The organism is Pseudoalteromonas sp. GB43, from assembly GCF_054923805.1.
Genome location: NZ_JBPCHJ010000001.1, coordinates 3548463 through 3571632, shown reverse-complemented (window position 1 = coordinate 3571632; position 23170 = coordinate 3548463). Strand labels below are relative to the sequence as shown.

At 41.4% G+C, this 23170-nt stretch carries 16 protein-coding genes, 2 tRNA genes and 4 pseudogenes; 4 read left to right on the top strand and 18 right to left on the bottom strand.

The features are described from left to right. Positions 1–82: 82 nt before the first annotated feature. Positions 83–159, top strand: a tRNA-Val gene (locus ACRWSG_RS17055). Positions 160–207: 48 nt separating this feature from the next. After that, a tRNA-Val gene (locus ACRWSG_RS17050) sits at positions 208–284 on the top strand. A 668-nt stretch (positions 285–952) separates the two neighbouring features. Here the strand turns inward: ACRWSG_RS17050 and ACRWSG_RS17045 are convergent. Next, entirely contained in the window at positions 953–1267 is a 315-nt protein-coding gene (locus tag ACRWSG_RS17045) for a DMT family transporter (protein WP_462166845.1), read from the bottom strand. A 192-nt stretch (positions 1268–1459) separates the two neighbouring features. Further along, positions 1460–3406, bottom strand: a complete 1947-nt coding sequence (locus ACRWSG_RS17040; protein WP_462166843.1) for a glycoside hydrolase family 97 protein — start codon at positions 3404–3406, stop codon at positions 1460–1462. Positions 3407–3794: 388 nt separating this feature from the next. Here ACRWSG_RS17040 and ACRWSG_RS17035 point away from each other — a divergent pair, with 388 nt between their 5' ends. Continuing rightward, complete coding sequence (locus ACRWSG_RS17035; protein ID WP_462166842.1) at positions 3795–4505, top strand: substrate-binding periplasmic protein; 711 nt, start codon at positions 3795–3797, stop codon at positions 4503–4505. A gap of 40 nt (positions 4506–4545) precedes the next feature. Here ACRWSG_RS17035 and prpF read toward each other — a convergent pair whose 3' ends face one another. From prpF to ACRWSG_RS17010, 5 genes and pseudogenes are all read right to left on the bottom strand, one after another. Continuing rightward, complete coding sequence (gene prpF / locus ACRWSG_RS17030; protein WP_194442274.1) at positions 4546–5715, bottom strand: 2-methylaconitate cis-trans isomerase PrpF; 1170 nt, start codon at positions 5713–5715, stop codon at positions 4546–4548. A gap of 3 nt (positions 5716–5718) precedes the next feature. Next, positions 5719–8311, bottom strand: a pseudogene (gene acnD / locus ACRWSG_RS17025) (Fe/S-dependent 2-methylisocitrate dehydratase AcnD). Between the two features lie 117 nt (positions 8312–8428). Further along, positions 8429–9553: a bifunctional 2-methylcitrate synthase/citrate synthase gene (gene prpC / locus ACRWSG_RS17020; protein WP_235376575.1), complete on the bottom strand. Its 1125-nt coding sequence runs from the start codon at positions 9551–9553 to the stop codon at positions 8429–8431. Positions 9554–9577: 24 nt separating this feature from the next. Continuing rightward, positions 9578–10452: pseudogene (prpB, locus tag ACRWSG_RS17015) on the bottom strand (methylisocitrate lyase). An 84-nt stretch (positions 10453–10536) separates the two neighbouring features. Then, positions 10537–11241 carry a GntR family transcriptional regulator gene (locus tag ACRWSG_RS17010; protein ID WP_054554723.1) on the bottom strand — a complete coding sequence of 235 codons (705 nt, stop codon included), beginning with the start codon at positions 11239–11241 and terminating at the stop codon, positions 10537–10539. A 280-nt stretch (positions 11242–11521) separates the two neighbouring features. On the opposite strand from ACRWSG_RS17010, the gene rsmF reads away from it, so the two are divergent. Then, positions 11522–12961, top strand: coding sequence for a 16S rRNA (cytosine(1407)-C(5))-methyltransferase RsmF (gene rsmF / locus ACRWSG_RS17005; RefSeq protein WP_462166841.1), 1440 nt, complete (start codon positions 11522–11524; stop codon positions 12959–12961). A 257-nt stretch (positions 12962–13218) separates the two neighbouring features. Here rsmF and ACRWSG_RS17000 read toward each other — a convergent pair. From ACRWSG_RS17000 to fabD, 11 genes and pseudogenes are all read right to left on the bottom strand, one after another. Next, positions 13219–15074, bottom strand: a pseudogene (locus ACRWSG_RS17000) (alkaline phosphatase D family protein). After that, positions 15074–15853: a TatD family hydrolase gene (locus ACRWSG_RS16995; RefSeq protein ID WP_194442282.1), complete on the bottom strand. Its 780-nt coding sequence runs from the start codon at positions 15851–15853 to the stop codon at positions 15074–15076. Before ACRWSG_RS16995 ends, ACRWSG_RS17000 begins: the two are co-directional and overlap by 1 nt. A 13-nt stretch (positions 15854–15866) precedes the next feature. Then, on the bottom strand, positions 15867–16193 hold the full coding sequence (locus ACRWSG_RS16990) for a PilZ domain-containing protein (RefSeq protein ID WP_054554720.1): 327 nt from the start codon (positions 16191–16193) through the stop codon (positions 15867–15869). 8 nt (positions 16194–16201) lie between these two features. Next, positions 16202–17096 (bottom strand): annotated as a pseudogene (locus ACRWSG_RS16985) (DNA polymerase III subunit). 1 nt (position 17097) lies between these two features. Beyond that, complete coding sequence (tmk, locus tag ACRWSG_RS16980) at positions 17098–17724, bottom strand: dTMP kinase (protein ID WP_194442286.1); 627 nt, start codon at positions 17722–17724, stop codon at positions 17098–17100. An 18-nt stretch (positions 17725–17742) separates the two neighbouring features. Next, positions 17743–18720: an endolytic transglycosylase MltG gene (gene mltG / locus ACRWSG_RS16975; protein ID WP_462166840.1), complete on the bottom strand. Its 978-nt coding sequence runs from the start codon at positions 18718–18720 to the stop codon at positions 17743–17745. Continuing rightward, entirely contained in the window at positions 18717–19529 is an 813-nt protein-coding gene (gene pabC / locus ACRWSG_RS16970; protein ID WP_166339274.1) for an aminodeoxychorismate lyase, read from the bottom strand. The genes mltG and pabC overlap by 4 nt, the downstream gene beginning before the upstream one ends. Before the next feature lie 57 nt (positions 19530–19586). Continuing rightward, complete coding sequence (gene fabF, locus ACRWSG_RS16965; protein ID WP_462166839.1) at positions 19587–20825, bottom strand: beta-ketoacyl-ACP synthase II; 1239 nt, start codon at positions 20823–20825, stop codon at positions 19587–19589. A 117-nt stretch (positions 20826–20942) separates the two neighbouring features. After that, a complete protein-coding gene (acpP, locus tag ACRWSG_RS16960) occupies positions 20943–21179 on the bottom strand; it encodes an acyl carrier protein (RefSeq protein WP_016707440.1) in 237 nt (78 codons plus the stop codon). A gap of 238 nt (positions 21180–21417) precedes the next feature. Continuing rightward, a complete protein-coding gene (gene fabG / locus ACRWSG_RS16955; RefSeq protein ID WP_054554714.1) occupies positions 21418–22164 on the bottom strand; it encodes a 3-oxoacyl-ACP reductase FabG in 747 nt (248 codons plus the stop codon). 11 nt (positions 22165–22175) lie between these two features. Further along, complete coding sequence (fabD, locus tag ACRWSG_RS16950) at positions 22176–23102, bottom strand: ACP S-malonyltransferase (protein ID WP_462166837.1); 927 nt, start codon at positions 23100–23102, stop codon at positions 22176–22178. Positions 23103–23170 lie beyond the last annotated feature (68 nt).

Genomic DNA, 23170 nt, shown 5'->3' with positions numbered 1-23170 from the left:
AAAGCTGCTTGATTCACACAACCAGTCGCTATATATTAGCCTCCGTTGTTTAGCCATGCTAACAACAGTTTTGAATCAAAATACAACCGTAGCTCAGTTGGTTAGAGCACTACCTTGACATGGTAGGGGTCGGTGGTTCGAATCCACTCGGTTGTACCATGATTTACCTTCTTGAATCTAAATTGGCTTTTAAGTCAAACTTACAGTACGACCGTAGCTCAGTTGGTTAGAGCGCTACCTTGACATGGTAGAGGTCGGTGGTTCGAATCCACTCGGTCGTACCAATTCTTAATGCTCCAAATTTAAAACATCTGTAGCTCAGTTGTTTAGAACACTAACACTCTCAATGACCCACGCCAAAATCGGTGGTTCGAATCCACTCGGTCGTACCAATTCTTAATGTTCCAAATTTAAAATATATGTAGCTCAGTTGGTTAGAGCACTACCACTCTTATCGGCTCGGTCCAAAAATCAATAGTTCGAATCCACTCGGTCGTACCAATTCTTAATGTTCCAAATTTAAAACATCTCTAGCTCAGTTGGTTAGAGCACTACCGCTCTCTATGACCCACGCCAAAATCGGTGGTTCGAATCCACTCGGTCGTACCAATTCTTAATGTTCCAAATTTAAAACATCTGTAGCTCAGTTGGTTAGAGCACTACAGCTCTCTATGACCCACGCCAAAATCGGTGGTTCGAATCCACTCGGTCGTACCAATACTTAATTTTCCAAATTTAAAATATCTGTAGCTCAGTTGGTTAGAACACTACCGCTCTCTATGACCCACGCCAAATTCGGTGGTTCGAATCCACTCGGTCGTACCAATTCTTAATTTTACAAATTTAAAATATGTTGTTCAGTTGTTTAACGCACTACTGCTTCAATCGTTTGCTCTCAGTCTCATACCCTGAATTAACGTTATGAAACTGAGTAGGAGCAGTAAAAAATATATTAATTGGCGAGTTTCAAACCAATAATGCCAAGGGCGATCAGTAGTAAGCTGGCTATTTTTAATAGACTCACGCCTTCAGCTAATAGTGTCATGCCTATTATTGCTGAGCCAATAACGCCAATACCAACCCAAACCGCATACGCCAAACTAAGTGGTAATGATTTGAGTGCCACACTTAAGCAATAAAAGCTGGCAGCCATGGTTAAGAGTGTAAAGAATGAAATGAGTGGTTTAGTAAAACCGTTTGATTGTTTTAGGTCATAAGCCCAAGCGACTTCAAGTAAGCCAGCAGTAATAAGTAGGATCCAATTCATGGTCGACCTCTTTATGGGGTCGTCCCCGAATTTAATTTCAACTTTAAGGTCGTCCTCAAAGCGGTGTAGTACATCACCACACACGGCGCAATTTAGCACGCCCAAGGTAGCAAGGCAACTATAGCCAAAAAAAGCGAGCAATCTGCTCGCTTTTTTATACTTGGCTTTTATTCGTCGCCTATAAACTCACAGTTAGCGACCAATAATCAGTGCGCCACCTTGAGCTAATAAGTTTAAGGTTAACTTGCCACTGTTACTTACTGTGACTTGCATAGTACCAGCGCTGCCATCTTTTTTATCAAACAACAGGGTGATTTTTTTACCCGCTAACATAGGTAAATCAATATCTACTGTTTTGGCTTTATTTTCACCATTCACGGCTGCTACCCACCATGTTTGTTGATGACGCCTTGCGATCGTTGCATCTTGACCCGGCTGACCTGCAATATAGCGTGTTTCATCCCATACCGTTGGCATCGCCTTTAAAGTATCAATAACAAATTGGGGTTGCTCTGCAAGGTTATTTGGCGTCAGGCCAAAATGTTGCACTGGTGATTGATAAAGCACACCTGTTGCCAGTTCAAATGCATCTGTGGTTTTACGAATAGTGCCGACGGTTTGATCTTGCGATAAACGTTTGTTTAAAAACACTGGGGCAAAATCCATAGCGCCAATAGCATTACGAGTGAATGGTAAAATAGTCGCGTTATAGGCATGTAAATCTAACGAATTTTGATGAAAAACAAGGTTCTCCGATGCCAGTACCGCTTCAGAAGTGACGAAGTTAGGATACATTCTTTCCCAGCCACGCGGGATGGTGCTGCCATGAAAGGTGATCACTAAACCATACTGATTTGCATCTGTAAGAATATCTTCATACAGTTTAATGGTTTCTTGTTTATCACCACCAAAAAAGTCTACTTTCAGCCCTTTTACACCAATGCTTTGCAGCCACGCCATTTCATTTCGACGTGCAGGTGCACTGTTCATTCTATTTTGTGGGGTCTGTGGTGCATCATTCCACCAGCCATTTGAGTTGTACCACAAAATAACATCAGCGCCCTTTCCATTGGCGTACTTAACCAATTCAGCCATTCTCTCGCGACCAATGTTTTTATCCCACCAATTGTCGATTAATACATATTCAAAATTTAATGATGCAGCTAAGTCAATAAATTTGATTTGATCATCGTAGTTGATACTTGGGTCTTGCCAAACAATCCAGCTCCATGTTGATCGACCCATTTTATAATTTTGACTTGCTTGATAAAGTGGTTTAACCAAATCAAATGCCACGGTTGATTCAACAATTGGTTTTAAACTTGTTCCTAACGTGATGGTACGCCAAGGTGTGGTTGCTGGCATTGCCATAGCGGCATAAGTTGCACCAATGCCATTGTTTTCACCGGCCTGAGGAAATGAAATACGATATACACCGTCTTTCGTGCCTTCGCTTAATTTTGAGCCAACATAATGGCTATCAACACCGGTTTCTGAAATTAAAAGCCAACCTTTATCGCTATTTTTAAATAATGCAGGAAAGGTATAACCCACGCCATTCGCTGACGGTGTTCCAAGGGCTTCGTTAAAGGTGTAAGGCTCTTCGTAACTTGGTTTTGTTTGCATCCAGCCCGTTTCAGGTAAGGCTTGTGGGCTTATAAATGTAGTTGCATTATCTGGTAGGTTAAAAGCACTGTATTCAGCTAACACCTTGATACGGGTATCTGTTTCAGCTCCCGATATCTGATAACGAAATGCAACATCGCTATCAGACACATTAAACTCGACGCCAAGTATTCTGCCGTCTTGGTTTTCAAATTGCGCTTTGAGTGTATTCGCTGTGTAATTTACGTCACTCACCTTCGCATTATGCAATTTATAGCTTTTATTGACCGAAGCGGTTGTATGGCTTTTATATTTGAGGATCTGTGAAAAATCACCTAGGTTGGTATTTAAACCAAGCTCTGATTGCTGCAAAAAAACCTGATTGCCATAATTTACGCTATAAACAAGCTGGTTTTGTTGTTTTTCGAGTTTTACAGTTATTTGTCCATCAGGGCTTGTAACGCTAAGCGGTAATTGTGCGTGAGCAAGCATAGAGCTTGTGAGAAGTGATATATAGAGACTTAGTTTTATCAATGTTGTTATCCTTAAGTTGCAAAAGCATTAAGTGATATCATAATACAAATGCAAACTTTTTGTCACTTAAGCCTACAACTATAAGCTGTGACCGAAAAATGTACTCCATCCGTTAGATATTGTTACAGTTCCTAGGTTGTATATTTACGACAAAAGGCTAAGCTTTAGATAAATAACAAAAACTTAAACAATTTATGAAACTATTAACAGTGCTCTTTTTATTCGCCTCATATCAAGCCCTTGCGGGTCTAACACCTGTTAGTTTTGAAAAAAATGGTGAAATCGTCACTGAAGAAGCGGTGCGTTTCAACGGCGGATACGGTTATAACCTAAGTGCCAAACATGTTTTAAAGCTCGTCACTTTAGATTATCCTATATTGACGAAAACTTGTGTAACAAGGGCTGGCTCTATCAATTTACTGTCAGCTCACTTCTTGAAAAAGGTTATGGCGTACACATTGGTTTCTACCCATGGGCGCGTGCCGTTAGAGAAGCTGAATTAGGGCGCGCTGATATTCTTTTTCCTGAGTACTTCATTGAAGATGATGTTGTATCAGATAATTTTCTTAGTAAAACTCGCAACAATTTACTTGCTTTAAGTCATGAAATACCTGGTGGAGATTTATCATTCGTGGCGTTAAAAGGAAATCAAATCCCTTTCAATGGTGATTTAAAATCAGTTGAGAATTTACCTATTGGTGTAGTCCGCTCTTATAAAAACACAAAAAAACTCGATGCTATGATTGATAATAAAGAAATCGATACAATCGTCGCAAATAATGAATACCAGTTAATCCATCTTCTACTAAGTAATCGAGTAAGTCTGATTGTGGCGGACCTTGAAGTTCTTAAAGCCAGTGTTTATAAGTCTGAATTATCAATTAGCGGCAAACGACAAATTTTAGAATCACTGGTCGCGCTAGAACCAAAGCTTGAATACAAACCGCTTTATTATTCTATTAGTAAATCAACGCCGCACTGGCAAAAAGTTTTACAAGATTTAAATGATGAAATTGAACTGATGCAACAAAGCGGCAAGTTTGATGAATATATTGAAGGAATGAAACAACAGTGCTACGGATCAGACAAAGCGGCGTAACCGCCGCTTTATTTTGATAATATCAGTACGCGATTGAGTACTACTCGGGCACTCTAACCCAACCTTCCATCAACACACGCGCACTTCGGCTCATACTTGCTTTAGTGACTTGCCAATTGCCATCAACAAGTGTTGCAGCAGCGCCGACTTTTAAAGTGCCAGAAGGATGACCAAAGTTTACCTCTTGTCGCTCACCACCGCCTGCAGCAAGATTTACTAAAGTTCCAGGTATGGCAGCTGCAGTACCTATTGCTACCGCAGCCGTGCCCATCATAGCATGGTGCAATTTACCCATCGACATAGCACGTACCACTAAATCAATATCGGTTTCATTTACAACTTTACCGCTTGATGCGTGATACGTTTTAGCAGGTGCAACCCAAGCTACTTTTGGCGTATGTTGGCGTGCCTTTGCTTCATCAATATGAGAAATTAGCCCCATTTTCAACGCCCCATAGGCACGAATCGTTTCTAACTTTTCAAGTGCAGAAGCATCACCGTTTATGGCTTCTTGCAGCTCTGTGCCATCATAGCCAACTTCACTGGCGTTAATGAAAACTGTCGGAATACCCGCATTGATCATCGTTGCAGACAACATACCAATACCCGGCACTTCTAGCTCATCGACTAAGTTACCTGTTGGGAATAAGGCCCCTTCGCCATCTGCAGGGTCCATAAATTCAAGTTTTACTTCAGCGGCTGGAAAGGTCACGCCATCAAGCTCAAAATCACCGGTTTCTTGCACTTCGCCGTTAGTAATTGGCACATGTACTATAATGGTTTTACTAATATTGACTTGCCAAACTTTAACTTCGACAACGCCGTTGTCTGGAATTTTGCTGGCATCAACAAGGCCGTTCGACACAGCAAAGGCTCCGACTGCAGAAGTTAAATTTCCGCAGTTACCACTCCAATCAACAAACGCTTTATCGATAGCTACTTGACCAAATAGATAATCAACATCGTGATCAGGTTTCGCGCTTTTTGATAATATTACCGTCTTACTGGTACTTGAGGTTGCACCGCCCATACCATCAGTTTGTTTTTGGTAAGGATCGGGGCTACCAATCACACGTAACAACAGGTTATCGCGCGCCTCACCTGCCACCTGGGCAGGCTCAGGTAAGTCAGTTAAGTTAAAGAAAACCCCTTTACTGGTGCCGCCACGCATATAGGTCGCTGGCACCTTAATTTGTGGTTTAAACGCCATCGCTTAGTGCTCCTCAGATTCTAAAAAATCTTGCGCGAAACGTTGCAGTACACCACCCGCTGAATAAATTGACACTTCTTCAGCGGTATCTAAACGACACGTCATTGGTACTTCAACGGTTTCACCATTGGCACGAGTAATTACTAATGTCAGTGTTGCGCCTGGTGTTGGCTCACCTTTGACACTAAAACTCTCACTACCATCAATACCTAGCGTAGTTCGTGTCGTGCCTGCTTTAAACTCAAGCGGTAATACGCCCATACCAATTAAGTTAGTGCGGTGAATACGCTCAAAGCCTTCTGCTGCAATCACTTGAACACCAGCTAGGCGAACACCTTTTGCAGCCCAGTCACGTGACGAACCTTGACCATAATCGGCACCAGCTACAATGATAAGCGGTTGTTTGCGCTGCATGTAGGTTTCGATAGCTTCCCACATACGCGTCACTTTGCCTTCTGGTTCAATGCGAGCATATGAACCTTGCTTCACTTCACCATTTTCTTTAACCATTTCATTCAATAACTTAGGGTTAGCGAATGTAGCACGCTGTGCTGTTAAATGGTCACCTCGGTGAGTAGCATAGGAGTTAAAATCTTCTTCTGGGAGACCCATTTTAGCCAGGTATTCACCAGCAGCACTTGACGCTAAAATCGCATTCGAAGGTGATAAGTGATCAGTAGTGATGTTGTCGCCCAACACAGCTAATGCACGCATATCACTCAGAGAGCGTTCACCCGCTAATGCGCCTTCCCAATAAGGAGGACGGCGAATATAAGTACTTTGTGGACGCCATTGGTAAAGTGGATCGTTGTCTTCACCGTAATCTACACTTAAGTCAAACATTGGCTCGTAAACCTTTTTAAATTGTTCAGGTTTAACACTTTGTTTGATCACTGCATCAATTTCTTCATCTGATGGCCATAAATCCATAAGGCGAATTTCGTTACCTTGTTGATCATGCCCTAATACATCTTTTTCGATATCAAAACGAATAGTACCGGCGATAGCATAAGCAACAACCAGCGGCGGTGAAGCTAAGAATGCTTGTTTAGCATAAGGATGAATACGACCATCGAAGTTACGGTTACCCGAAAGTACAGCGGTTGCGTATAAGTCGCGGTCAATCACTTCTTGCTGAATTTTTGGATCAAGCGCACCACTCATGCCGTTACAGGTTGTACATGCAAAGGCAACGATACCAAAACCTAGTTGTTCAAGCTCAGGTAATAAATTGGCTTCTTCTAAGTAAGACTTAACCGCTTTAGAACCCGGTGCCAGTGATGTTTTAACCCATGGCTTACGAGTTAACCCTTTAGCGTTAGCATTACGCGCAAGTAAACCTGCGGCAATAACATTGCGTGGATTACTAGTATTCGTACAACTTGTGATTGCAGCAATGATACAGGCACCATCTGGCATTAAGCCTTCTTCATTCTCAACAACGCCAGTGATACCCGCTTTATCAAGTTCGCTTGTTGCAACACGGCGATGTGGATTTGAAGGGCCCGCAATATTGCGACCAACTGATGATAGATCAAAGGTTAACACACGCTCATATTCTGCCGTTTTAAGGCTATCACTCCAAAGGCCAGTTTCTTTTGCGTAAGTTTCGACGAGTTTAACTTGCTCTTCTTCACGGCCTGTTAAACGTAGATAATCAAGCGTGTTGTCATCAATGTAAAACATCGCAGCTGTTGCGCCAAACTCCGGCGTCATATTAGAAATAGTTGCTCTATCGCCTAATGTAAGTGCATCGGCACCTTCGCCATAAAACTCAAGGTAGGTCGATACAACTCTTTCATTACGTAAAAATTCGGTGATCGATAATACGATATCGGTTGCAGTAATACCCGGTTGTGGCTTGCCTTTAAGCTCGACACCCACAATATCAGGTAAACGCATGTAAGATGCACGGCCAAGCATCACGCTTTCAGCTTCAAGACCACCTACACCGACTGCAATAACACCTAATGCATCGACCATAGGTGTGTGGCTATCTGTACCAACTAATGTATCTGGGAATGCCACGCCGTCACGTTTTTGGATCACAGGCGACATTTTCTCTAAATTGATTTGATGCATTATGCCGTTACCCGGCGGGATCACATCAATATTTTTAAATGCTGTTTTCGTCCAATTAATAAAGTGGAATCGGTCATCGTTACGACGGTCTTCAATAGCACGATTTTTTTCAAATGCGTCAGGTTCAAAACCTGCGTGTTCAACCGCTAATGAATGGTCAACAATTAACTGTGTCGGTACCACAGGGTTTACTTTTGCAGGATCGCCGCCTTTTGCAGCTATGGCATCACGCAAAGTATGCTAAATCAACTAACGCTGTTTGACCTAAGATGTCGTGACACACAACGCGCGCAGGAAACCATGGAAAATCTAAATCACGCTTGCGGTTAATCAATTGCGACAGTGCATCATTTAGCATTTCAGGGTCACAACGACGAACTAAGTTTTCGGCAAGTACTCGCGATGTATAAGGAAGTGTGGCATAGCTGCCCGGTTTAATTGCATCAACAGCAGCGCGAGTATCAAAGTAATCGACGCCGGTGCCTGCTAATGGTTTTCTAAAATTTGTATTCATGATGATTCTACTTGTACTTGGTGACGGTGAACAAAGGTGGGCTGATTGTTTTTGTATTTATTTCGCCCCTTCATAAAGGGGTAGCCAAGCCACCCCTATCACTGATTTAATTAACGATTAACGCTCAGAAATTAGCGTGTAGCTACGCGCTTCTGGGCCAGTATAATCGGCACTTGGGCGAATAATACGGTTATTAGCACGTTGCTCTTTCACGTGTGCTGTCCAACCTGTTACACGGCTCATCACGAAAATTGGCGTAAATAACTTAGTTGGGATACCCATGAAGTGATACGCAGATGCATGGAAGAAATCAGCATTACAGAATAATTTCTTTTCACGCCACATAACTTCTTCACATCGAACAGATACAGGATATAGAACATCGTCACCCACTTCTGCAGCCAGCTTTTCTGACCATTTTTTGATGATCACGTTACGTGGATCTGATTCACGGTAAATAGCGTGACCAAAGCCCATGATCTTGTCTTTACGCTCAAGCATGCCCATCAGCGCATCTTCAGCTTGGTCTGCACTTGTAAAGCCTTCAATCATATCCATAGCCGCTTCGTTCGCACCACCATGCAGTGGACCACGTAAGCTACCAATTGCACCCGTTACACAAGAGTGAATATCAGACAATGTTGATGCACACACACGCGCAGTGAATGTTGATGCATTAAACTCATGCTCTGCATAAAGAATTAAAGACACATTCATTACTTGCTCAAACAGTGCTGATGGTGCTTCGTCATGTAATAAACGTAAGAAGTGTGCACCTACCGAATCATCATCTGTTTCAGTTTCAATACGAACGCCGTCATGGCTAAAACGATACCAGTAACAAATAATGCTTGGGAATACGGCAACCATGCGGTCAATCGCATCATTCGCCTGTGAGAAGTCTTGCTCCATTTCTAGGTTACCTAGCATTGAACAACCCGTACGCATTACATCCATTGGGTGCGCGTCTTTAGGAATGTTCTCAAGCACAGTTTTTAGTGCGTCAGGTAAACCACGAAGTGATTTTAGCTTTGCTTTATATTCGGTCAGCTCAGACTCTGTTGGTAATTCACCGCGCGACAGTAAAAAAGACACTTCTTCAAACTGCGCTTTATCTGCTAATTCACTAATATCATAACCACAATAAGTTAAACCTGAACCTGACTTACCTACTGTACACAGAGCTGTTTCACCTGCTACTTGACCACGTAAACCTGCGCCGCCTAATGCTTTATCTACCATGAGTGTTCTCCTTATATGTTGTCGTTATGATTTTTTAGCTGAGAAAAGGTTATCGAGTGTGTTTTCATATGAGTGATAATCTAAAAACTCATATAATTCCGCACGTGTTTGCATATTGTCTACTTGGCTTTGTTGCGAGCCTTCGCTAAGAATAGACGAATACACATTAAGTGCTGCTTTGTTCATCGCTCTAAATGCACTGAGTGGATAAAGTACAATTTCAACACCCACTTCACTTAATTGCTCAGTTGTATAAAGCGGTGTTTGACCAAATTCGGTGATGTTCGCAAGAATTGGCACATTTAACGCTTTAGCAAACGCTTGGTAATCTGCTAAATCATGTACCGCTTCTGCAAAGATAGCGTCTGCACCAGCTTCAACACACGCTGCTGCGCGGTCAATCGCGGCATTTAAGCCTTCTTTTTGGAATGCATCAGTACGCGCCATAATATAAAAATCACTGTCTGTTTTGGCATCAACCGCAGCTTTAATACGGTCAACCATTTCATCTTTAGACACGATCTCTTTATTAGGACGGTGACCACAACGTTTTTGTGCTACTTGGTCTTCAATATGGAAGCCCGCTGCGCCTGCTTTGGTCATTTCTTTAACGGTACGAGCAATATTAAAAGCACCGCCCCAACCTGTGTCAGCATCAACAAGAAGCGGTAAGTCGGTAGCGCTGGTGATTCGACGAATATCTTCAAGTACGTTATCAAGGCTAGTCATACCTAAATCTGGCATGCCGTATGATGCGTTAGCAACACCCGCACCTGAGAGGTAAAGTGCTTGGTGACCGTTTTTTCTGCCATCATTGCGCAGTACGCGTTGACAGTGCCAACCACTTGCAATGGCTTGTTGTTGGCGATTGCCTGTTTGAATTTTAATCCTGCTGACATTGGATAACTCCTATCTTTGAACGGATTCAGCTCTTTGGCTAACTCTATTTTTTAAATCTAAATTGTGACTGTTTAACTACGGCGCTACTGATTTTTTGCTGCGAGTAAGTCAAACTTCGTCTGAATATTTGCCTGAGACGCACTAATATGGCGTTTCATAAGCATTTCGGCTAATTCACCGTCATGGTTTTCAATGGCATTAATAATAGCCAAGTGTTCATCAAACGCTTTTGATACACGTGGCCCAACCATCCCCATTTGTACACGGTACATACGAATTAACTGGTACAACTCATTACATAACAGATGAATTAAGTGTGCGTTTTTCGACCCTTTAATAATGCGATAATGAAAATCAAGGTCGCCCGCTTCTTGGTAGTATGATTCACCTTCTTTTACACGCTGTGTTTGTAAGTGCTGATTCAATAACTGTTTTAAACCCTGTACTTCTTCAGGTTCCATGTTGTCGGCAGCTAACCGACAAGCCAGCCCTTCTAAGGCACTACGAACCTGATAGACTTCGATTAAACGCTCGGCGGTTAGCGCAACAACACGACAACCGACATTCGCTTTACGCTCTACCAAATAACAGCTCTCTAAACGATTTAGTGCCTCACGTAAGGTGGCACGGCTTACACCATAGCGTTTAGCAAGTTCTGGCTCAGAAATTTTGCTACCCTGCTCGATGGTGCCTTGGACAATTTCACGACGCATGTCGACAAACACTTGGTCTGAGGCTGTTGTTATCGTGATATCGTTGTAGTTATCGTTGGCTTTTTGCTCTGTCATAATAGGTCTATCAAAGTACTAAATTAAGATTGTCGACAATTTATGAGTTCACTATGCGCCCTAACATTGAAACTGTCAACCTTGAGATCTGAAAAACAGGCTAAAAAACCAGCAAAATGTCGACATAAATTGATATTTATCAAAAATAATGGCTATAAAGAACATTTATATTAGCAATATGTCGACACTTCAATATCGCTCTTAAAAAGCTAAAAATATCCCCTGATAGCGCTATAAATGGTATGATCCAGCTATTATTACGTGATGTGAGAGCCATTTAGTGGACGCTAATACATATATTCCTGACTCATTTATTGATGATGTAAAAAGCTACCTTCCTGAACATTTATCATTAGACGACTTTATTGCAGCCTGTCGCCGCCCACTAAGACGATCTGTTCGCGTAAATACATTAAAAATGTCAGTCGCTGAATTTCAGCGTAAATGTGCCAAAAAAGGATGGGAGTTAACAGCAATTCCATGGTGCGAAGAAGGGTTCTGGCTAACACGACCAAGCGACGAAGAAGCCGCCCTTGCAATCGGTAATACCGATTTACATTTAAGTGGTGCTATGTATGTGCAAGAAGCCAGCTCAATGTTACCGCCGGTAGCACTGAGAGCCGAAGTTAAGCAAAGCGACGCGGTACTTGATATGGCATCGGCACCAGGTTCAAAAACATCACAAATCGCCGCCATGATGGATAATAGTGGCGTGTTAGTGGCCAATGAGTTGTCATCGTCACGCTTAAAAGTATTGGCTGCAACCCTCAAACGTATGGGTGTGGGTAATTGTGCATTATCACATTTTGACGGTGTGATATTCGGGGATTACATGTATGAGTGCTTCGACAACATTTTGCTAGATGCCCCGTGTTCAGGTGAAGGCACGGTTCGTAAAGATTCAGACGCCCTAAAAAATTGGTCAATCGAATCTAATATTGATATTGCTGCTGTGCAAAAAGCCCTTATCAAAAGTGCCTTTTATGCCTTAAAACCAGGCGGCACATTAGTCTATTCGACCTGTACTTTAACACCCCTTGAAAACCAACAAGTGTGTGAGTATCTATTAGCAGAGTTCCCTGATTGCATCGAAGTACAACCGCTCGACAGCCTGTTTGATGGCGCAGACAAAGCGACAACCAGTGAAGGTTATTTACATGTTTGGCCGCAAACTTACGACAGTGAAGGTTTCTTCATCGCTAAATTTAAGAAAGTAGCATCAAGCGATAACCCAAATCAAAAAGTTAAAAAAGGCGCATTTCCGTTTGCTGAATTTGATAAAAAGCAAAGCCAAGCGTTTATGCAAACAATTAAAAAACAGTTCGGTCTAAAATCACTTCAAGGCACCTTAATGCAACGTGATAAAGAGCTTTGGTTGTTTCCTGATGGCTTTGATGAACTGCATGATAAAATTAAATACTCACGTTTAGGTATTCAACTTGGTGTGATCCACAAAGGCGGTGTTCGCTTAACTCACGAGTTTGCCACTGTCTTTGGCCAAGATTGCGATAAAAATACCTTTGAGATGTCTGCTTGCCAAGCAAACGATTACTTTAACGGTAAAGATATTAGGCTCGAAAAACCAACGCAAGATAATGGTGAAGTAGTTTTAATGTTATGTGGTTGTCCGGTAGGCCTAGGTAAGTGGCAAAAGAATAAAATTAAGAACTCATTACCTCGTGATTTGGTCCAAAATGCCCAGTTGATAACTTGGGTATAAGTTGCGCATAAAGACTGTATAAATAAGGCGCTAATTTAGGTAAAAAGCTGTAACAGACTGATTTTAAACCAGTATAAAATTTGTACATTTACCGTGCAATTTCCTGTTGATTAACTACACTTAAAAGTACTTTCTACTTCTCCCTACTGAATTTAGAAGGTGTTTTTTTATAGTTAGCGCAGGCTCACACGAGCCACCCCCTAAGCCCAGAACAATGCGGATTCGTTCTGGGCGTTTTTTTATTCTAATGTATTCGATTAATTATCGTTTAAATCGAATTCAGTTATTTGGTTATCAGCGTGAATAAGTTCATATTTAGCAAGTAAACCGTCATTGAGCTCAATTAAGCTGATAGCCGCATTACTGACCAAATACTTTTGTCCTTCGCCTTTGGTTTGATGTTTATCAACTTCCATTTGCCAACGTTTAGTGAAAAAGTTAAGTGGGCTTTTCGGGGCATATAAAATTGAGTCGAGTTTATCGAGTACATTAATAAGTTTGCGTGGGAACTCATTTTTAATACCACTGGCAGTCAACTGCCAAATTCGGTTTTTATGTTTACCAAAGCGCTTTTGCACTGAAAAACAAAATGAATAATGGACATCACCAGAGAGGATCAAGGTTTCTTTTGGCGTATCTTCACGGCGAAAAGTATCTAGCAGTTTTTTAGCAGAACCTTCATGGATCATCCAGTTTTCAACATCAACCAACAATGGCTGACCGCAAAAATTAAAAATAGCTTGGATTGCTTCAATCGATTTAACACCAAACACCGGTGCTGGAGATACAATAATCACTTTATCGTGAGACAATAAGCTTTCTTCTAATTCAGTGAGCCTTTCCCAATCAAGTAAGCCTGATGGTTCATTGAAATTTTGCTCATTACGCCAGCGATGGGTTCGGGTATCGAGAACCACAACTTTGGGGATGGTATTAAGCTCGTAATGCCAATGGTTAAAATTGAGTATTAGCTTATCAAAGTCTTTAAAATGCCAGCTCTGTTGTTGCAGGCTTTGTTTAAAACTGGGTAATAAAGACAAAGTGTTATCACCGGCATCATTACCAATCCCTTGCATTAACCAATAACTAATCAGGCCATTATTTACAATACGACGGCTAGCTGGGTGCTGATAAATAGCTTGCTCCCACCCTGCTGTTAAGTTCCAATCATCGGTGACATCATGATCATCAAACATCATTAGTGTCGACACATTGGCGAATAATCTTTCAACACTCTGAAGGCCATTTGCAAAGCCAACCAGTGCGTCCTTTTCAAGTTTAAATAGGTTAGCGTATTTAGGGGCTAATGCTGGGCATTCAATTGATTCAAACTCAATTAGCTGCCAAGTAACAGCACTGAAGTTTAATAAATATAGCGCTATAAATTCTTGAAAATGAATTAAATGGTTTTCAGCTTTTAAGCTTGAGAAGTGTGGCTCATCTTTTTTAAGCCAATAACCAACACCAAATTTGCTCCGTTTTTGCCAAGGTACTTTGGGTAAGTGTAAATGGCGCTGATAAAGTTGCTGCTCGAACCCTGCTGGTAAATCTAAATCAAGCGCTGGCTCTTGAAATACACCAAATAGACTAATCACTTTTTCAATCGAGAGCAGCATAGGCCCTGCGACATCATCCGCATATATTTGATCGCCAGATAACAATAATAGATCAGCACCTGCATTAAGTGACTGGCGCTGATCATTTTGCCAATTATCTGCAGCTACAAGGCTATCTTTTGCAGGATGATGAGGGTTACGACACGAACCATGCAGAATTCTATCGAGTCGATTTGGGATCACAAATGCAGGAGATTCTGCACGTTCATAGCAATAAGACGATAAATCAAGGCTTTTTTCTTCATCATGTAATGAATAGTAGATCAGTGAGTCAACTGCAAACTGGCCATTGACAGGCATGACATTGATGAAATTTAAGTAAAGATGTTGCCCTAATTGGATGGACTCTAAGTTCGAGTATATTTCAACTCCGCTAAACTCAATTCGGTAATGGCAAGGCCTAGTTGTAACAAATTGAAAGCACACTCGCCCTGCATCTGCTCGGCGTACCATTATCCCATTACTAACTGAGGTAAGTTCGATACGCCGTCCACTATTACGCCCTTTTAGCTTGATTAAACAACGAGTAAAAGTTGTTGGTTGTTGCTTCAGCTAATTCGTTAAAAGTAAGCCCTTTTAACTCAGCGATGTAGTAAGCCACATCTTCAACATAGGCTGGTTGATTTGTTTTACCACGATATGGAACAGGCGCTAAATACGGTGAATCTGTTTCGATTAGTAAGCGATCTAGCGGAATTTGCTTTACAACGTCTTTTAACTCTACGGCATTTTTAAACGTAACAATGCCCGAAATCGAAATATAAAAGCCCATATCAATGGCTTTTTTGGCCATATCCCAGTTTTCTGTAAAGCAATGCAATACACCACCACACTTCTCGGCATTGTGAGCGCGCATTAAGTTGATGGTGTCTTCTCTGGCATCTCGTGTATGAATGATTAGCGGTTTATTGAGCTCATTAGCAACCTCGATATGACCAACAAAGCTTTCTTGCTGAACAATATGGGTCTCTTTTGAGTAATAGTAATCAAGACCCGTTTCGCCAATTGCCACCACTTTGTCGTGGCTTGCAAGTGAAATAAGCTTTTGCTTATCGAGTGCGTCTTTTTGATCAAGTGGATGCACACCGCATGATGCAGAAACATCTGGATAGTGTTTAATTTTATCCAGCATACTTGGGAATTGATCTAAAGTTACGCTTACACATAAAAAGTGTTCTACTTTCTTAGCGCGAGCGTTTTCAAGTACTTGGTCTAAATTAAGGTCGAGTTTATCGAAATCAAGCCTGTCTAAATGACAATGAGAATCTACAATCATGGTACTACTTTTATTACATGGTATAGGTCGGATTGCCTGAGTTTAACATAGTACCGAGTAGTTTTTCGATTTTCGCATTTAAATTGGTTTTATCATCGATAAAATTAACACCGATACCTGGTGGGTTTGAGCTTTGTGCACCTTGTGGTGTGATCCAAGCAACTTTACCCGTTACTACATCATCTTCGAGTGCATCTGGTAATGTGACTTTTAAAGCCAATGAATGACCCATTTCAAAGCGCATATTAGTGCGAACAAACAAACCACCATTTTTTAGATAAGGCATGTAACAGCGGTATAATTCTTCTAAGTCTTCGATATCTACTAATAATTCTTGCACGATATATCCTAATTTTGACTTTCACGTAAAGTAAACGCTAATTGTGAAATGGCTAGATCCATATTTAAGCCAAGCACATGCGAGCTGTTATAAAGAAACTCTGAAATAGCAGATTGTGCTTTTTGATAATTGAAAAAGTCCATTCCTAATACTAATTGCGTTTTAAGATGCTCTGTTAAAAACAAGGCAAATACATTAACCAAGCTATGATCTTTATTAAGGATGTCGACTAACGCACTGAAATTATGGCTGTCTTTTAGCTTAGTTGCAAATTTAAAGAGTGAATCAATAGCTTCAAGTTGGTTATCATTTTGCCACTGCTGAACAAGCAGTGGCTGTCTAGCGAACAACTCTAACCATGAATAATTAGCAATGTTCAGTGATGCTAACCATTGTGTTGTATATTCTGGGTTAACCTTTATTTCGTGTACCGCACAGCGACTTAAAATTGTTGCAGGTAATAATGCTGTTTGTTCGCACGTTAACAATAAATAACGGCGCAAACTTGGCTCTTCAAGGGTTTTTAATAAAGCATTAGCCGCTGCAGTGGTCATTTTATGACACTGTTCAAGCACCACTACTTTGTTACCATTTTGCGCTGCTGAATGGTTGATAAAATCACTGATCTCCCGAATTTCATCAACGCCTATTGTTTCGGTCTTCTACTTTTACAACACGTTTATCAGGATGAGTACCCGCTTGATTTAGTTGGCAGCTTTTACAATTGCCACAGGCTTTTAAGTTTACAGGTGACGTACAAAGTAGTCCATCAGCGAGCGAATCGACTAAACGTTGCTTGCCAACACCTTTATCACCATTAAATAGCTGTGCATGATGAAAGCGTTGCTGTGCAAAACTTTGCGCAAGTTGCTGATAAAGCCCTTCAAGCCATGGCAAAGGCATATTAATTTAAACCTGCAAAAAAGTTATCAAGCACGGTTGTGATTGCCGCATGTACTTCTGGCATTGTTTTGTTTGCATCCACTGTTTTGATACTGCTATCAGTTTTAGCTATTTCAAGGTAGCGTTCGCGAGTGCGCTCAAAAAAGCCTAATGCTTCTTGTTCGATCCGATCAAGTTCACCACGGCCTTTTGCACGGGCAAGACCCACAGCTGGGTCAATGTCTAAATAAATAGTTAAATCAGGCTTTAAACCATTTAGCACCATATTAGCTAAAAAAGAGAGTTTAGTTTGTTCAATACCACGACCACCACCTTGATATGCTTGTGAGGAAAGATCATGGCGATCACCTAAAACCCAAGTGCCCTTTTCAAGTGCCGGATTAATAACATTAGCAACCAATTGCGAACGTGCTGCATACATAATTAACAGCTCTGTTTCACCGGTCACTGTTTCTTGGTGAGCCTGTTTGACGATATTACGCAGCTCTTCAGCCATAGCTGTACCGCCAGGCTCACGTACATTAATAAAATCGACTTGCTTGTTTTCTAAATAAGCTTGGCATACGGCAATAGCCGTTGATTTTCCGGCCCCTTCTAGGCCTTCAATCACAATAAATTTCGCTGTCATATGACTCAATTCTGGTTGTTAGTTTAATTGGTACTGCTTTACCGCTCGATTATGTTCTTGCAATGTTTTCGAAAATTGATGGCTGCCATCCCCTTTCGCAACAAAATACACATATTCTGACTCAGGTGGATTAACCGCGACCAAAATCGCTGCTTTCGAAGGCATGGCTATGGGTGTTGGCGGCAAGCCTTTTATCTTATACGTGTTATACGGTGTATAGGTTGTTAAATCTTTTCGTTTTATATCGCCATCAAAATCAGCACCAATACCATAAATAACCGTTGGATCGGTTTGTAAGCGCATATTGGTTTTTAAACGATTGGTAAATACCGCAGAAATTAATGGTCGCTCAGAAGCAAGACCCGTTTCTTTTTCGATGATAGAAGCCAGTATTAACGCTTCATACGGTGAACTTAATACTAAATCTGGCGCTCTAGTTTGCCATGCGGTGTCTAATTCCTGCTGCATTTTGTTGTATGCGCGTTTTAATAAGCCGCTGGCACTATCTTCGCTGTGGTAGTGATAGGTATCAGGGAACAACCAGCCTTCTAAATTCTCTTGCGTGTTACTTATCTGCGTCGCTAAATTTTCTGTATCTAAGTCTTGGCTTAAATGCGCTTGTTTTTGAATATTAGCAACAACGTCACGAAGTGGCTGACCTTCAATAATTGTGAAGCTAAAGCTCGCTTGTGCACCTTGATTGATACGACGAATATTATCAATAACGGCGCTGGTATCCAGCTCATAAAGACCCGCTTTTAAATCAGTAAGCGTAGGATCTAATTTAGCGAGTACCTGAAATTTAAAACAACTATCAACCCACTGCTTTGTTTGCCATGCTTGGCAAAGTTGATTAAAGCCGGTGCCACGCTCCACTTTAAATAAAGTACTATTTTCAACTTTTAACGGCATTTTTAATGCTGATTGAAGTTGTTGATAGCCAATACCACAACATAGCAATGCTAATAACAGCACGCTAACAATGACTTTTATCACACACTCTCCTTGGCAAACTGCGCCGTTAATAGCGCTTTACTGCATTCAATATCAAACTGTGTATCAGCAATTCGTGCAACGGGAACCACGCCCATTAAACTGTTACACATAAATACGGCATCCATAGCTAAAAGCTCATCTAGTTGGATTGCTTTAAATTCAATGGCTAACTTATCACATAAAGCGCTGAGATAAACCCCAGTGATGCCGCAGCGGTCTAACTTAGGTGATATAACTTGACCGTCTTTAATAGCAAAAATATTTGCAGCAGAGCACTCAATCACATTGTTATCATAGTCAAGTACAACAACGTCATCACATTCAAGGCTGCTCATTTGCTTTTTGATAAGCACTTGCTCTAAACGGTTCAATGTTTTTAAGCCTGCAAGTAAAGGTTGATGTGCAAGTTTCACGTCACTGATTTCAAGGTTTGCCCCCTGCTGCTGCCAACTTTTATAGTGTGAAACTGCAGGCATGGTACTGATCAGCACTTGGATACTTGGTGTGTCTGGTAAGCCATAACCACGCCCACCTGCACCACGGGTGACAACTATTTTTAAAATACCGGTTTGTGTATCACTGATTGCGTGGTTAACTTCACGCTCAATTGCAGATAAATCTAATTCGGGGAAAAATAGTCTTTGCGCGCATTCATCTAAACGCGCTTTGTGTAAATCCCAGTGCTCAACGACAGAATTCATCACAGAGGCTGTGGTAAAAAAGCCATCACCATAATTTAAGCCACGATCTTGCGTGCTTATTGTGGTGTCTGGTGTGACTATTTTTATTGTTTGTTTTAATTTATTCATACAAAAAAGCCCAGTTAAACAACTGGGCTCTTCTTTTTAGTCCGTTGTTAAAAAGAATTATACCTTTTTAAACAGCAACGAGCCATTAGTACCACCAAAACCAAATGAATTACATAGTGCGTAATCCAATTTAGCGTCACGTGCAGTGTGCGGTACGTAGTCTAAATCACAGCCTTCATCTGGGTTATCAAGGTTGATTGTAGGGCTTACTTTCTGGTCAACAAGTGACAAGATAGTAATAATTGACTCTACCGAGCCTGCTGCACCTAACAAGTGACCCATCATTGATTTAGATGAACTTACCATCACATCTTTCGCTGCATCGCCAAAAATAGTTTTAACAGCGGATGTTTCGGCTTTATCGCCTGCATTCGTCGATGTACCGTGAGCATTAATGTAACCAACTTGGTCTGCATTAACTTGTGCATCGTTTAGGGCATTTTCCATCGCTAGAGCTGCGCCTGCACCGTCTTCAGGTGGAGATGTCATGTGATATGCATCGCCACTCATACCAAAACCAACGAGTTCAGCGTAGATCTTCGCGCCACGTGCTTTAGCATGCTCATATTCTTCAAGTACGATAACACCAGCACCATCAGCAAGAACAAAACCATCACGGTCTTTATCCCAAGGACGAGATGCTGCTTGTGGATCGTCGTTACGAGTTGATAATGCACGTGCCGCATTAAAGCCACCCATACCAATTGGTGTCGATGCTTTTTCAGCACCACCGGCTACCATTGCATCTGCATCGCCGTATGCAATCATACGCGCAGCATGACCAATGTTATGTAGACCTGTAGTACAGGCTGTAACGATTGAAATGTTAGGATCACGTAAACCGTGCATAATCGATAAATGACCAGAGATCATATTGATAATGGTCGAAGGCACGTAGAACGGAGAAAGCTTACGCGGGCCGCTATTTAATAGTTTAATGTGGTTTTCTTCAATTAAAGTTAAACCACCGATGCCAGAACCCACTGCTACACCAACACGAGTGGCGTTTTCTTCAGTGATCTCTAGACCAGAATCTTGTAGTGCTTGTACACCCGCTGCAATGCCATATTGGATAAACAAATCCATTTTCTTTGCATCTTTCGGTGACATGTAAGCTGATGCATCAAAGTCATTCAGCAAACCTGCGAATTTGGTGCCGAAACTTGAGGTATCGAAATGCGTGATAGTTTGAATACCACTTTTACCGTTTAACAAACCTTGCCAAGTAGATTCAACATCATTACCTAGCGGTGTCAACATTCCTAAGCCAGTTACGACGACTCGACGTTTAGCCACGGGTTGCCTCCAATAAGGAAATTATTTTAGGTGGGGTGTATACCAAATTTATTAGTATCATTCTATAGATAGACTAAGGGCAGCTTAATGCTGCCCTTAAAATCAAAATGCGTAAAATTACTCAGCGTGAGCTGTAACGTAATCGATTGCAGCTTGAACTGTAGTGATCTTTTCAGCTTCTTCGTCTGGGATCTCAGTGTCGAACTCTTCTTCAAGAGCCATTACTAGTTCTACAGTGTCAAGTGAATCAGCACCTAAGTCGTCAACGAAAGAAGCTTCATGTTTTACTTCTTCTTCTTTAACACCTAGTTGCTCAATGATAATTTTCTTTACGCGTTCTTGGATGTCGCTCATTCTTCTTTCCTTTATTAAAAACGCCAATGCGTTATTTTCAGATTGCGGCGTAGTTTACGCCGCATAATTCTGTGATTCAAGGATTTGCTGATAATTACTTATCTGGTCAAACCTCTCGAATAGTATTTGTTCATTTATCGCTTATTTTCATAGCGAATTCAAGTATGTTTAAAGCAAGATCACAAAAATTTCAACAATTTTCGATAATCTTTCGCTAGCAAATTTTTGCTAACTTTCATTAAACCATGTACATCGCGCCATTTACGTGCAATGTTTCGCCTGATACATACGCAGCAGCGTCAGATGCTAAATAGCATACCGCAGCAGCGATTTCTTCAGGTTGACCTAAACGCCCTGCAGGTACATTTGCAAGCGTAGCTGCTTTTTGGTCTTCAGTCAGCTCGTCTGTCATATCTGTTTGGATAAAACCCGGTGCAACAACGTTCACTGTGATGCCACGTGATGCCACTTCGCGTGCTAATGACTTAGTAAAACCAATTACACCCGCTTTCGCTGCAGCATAGTTAGCTTGACCCGCATTACCCATAGTGCCAACTACAGAACCGATATTAATGATACGACCATTTTTCTTTTTCATCATAGGGCGTAAAACAGCCTTTGATAAACGGAAAATTGAGCTTAGGTTAGTATCGATGATGTCATCCCACTCACCGTCTTTCATACGCATTAATAAGTTATCGCGAGTAATACCCGCATTGTTAACTAATACGTCGATATCGCCTAAATCAGCCTTGATCGCAGCAAGTGTCGCCTCAATCGATTCAGGATCTGTAACGTTAAGGGCATAACCTTTACCGTTGTCACCTAGATATTCACTGATTTTAGCAGCACCTGATTCGCTTGTTGCAGTACCCGCTACTTTTGCACCTTGTGCAACTAGCGTATTTGCAATCGCTTTACCAATACCACGGCTTGCACCAGTGATTAGGACAACCTTGCCCTCAAGAGAAAATAAATTTGTCATTCTATTCCTACTTATTTCGCTTCATCAATAGCAGCTTGCGTATTAACCGCAGCACATACCATTGCTTTATCAATTCGTTTAGCAAAGCCCGTTAATACTTTACCTGGGCCAAACTCATAGCTTTGTGTGATACCTTGCGCAACTAATGCTTGTACAGTTTCAGTCCAGCGTACTGGGCTGTATAGTTGGCGTACTAATGCATCTTTAATTGCTTCACTTGATTGCTCAGCTTTTACATCAACGTTGTTGATTACATCACACTTAGGTGTATTAAATGTTAAAGTGGCTAAATCAGCAGCTAATTTCTCTGCAGCTGGTTTCATTAGTTCACAGTGAGAAGGTACGCTTACTGCAAGTGGTAAAGCACGTTTAGCACCTGCTTCTTTACATGCTTCTGATGCACGCTCAACTGCCGCTTTATGGCCGGCAATAACAACCTGACCTGGTGAGTTGTAGTTCACTGGTGAAACCACTTCACCATTTGCTGATGCTTCACACGCTGCTTTGATTTCGTCGTCACCTAAGCCGATGATTGCAGCCATAGAACCAACACCCGCAGGTACTGCTTCTTGCATATATAAACCACGATTTTCTACTAGTTTAACTGCTTCGCTTAAGCTTACAACGCCAGCACAAACTAATGCTGAATACTCGCCTAAACTGTGACCAGCCATAACAACATCGGCATCAGGGTTTGCGTCTAACCATTGACGGTAAATAGCAACACTAGCTGTAAGAAGTGCTGGTTGTGTACGATGGGTTTGATTTAATTCTTCTTCTGGACCATTTAGTACAAGTGCAGCTAGATCATAGCCAAGAGCTTCAGATGCTTCAGCGAATGTTGCTTTAGCAATTTGAGAATCAGCTAATAGTTCAGATAACATGCCCACAGTTTGTGAGCCTTGACCTGGAAATACGAGTGCAATTTTATGTGCCATACTTTGCTCTTATAATTAAACAAAAAAATATTCTGTAGCAGGCAGCATAACAAGTTTTAGATATGCTG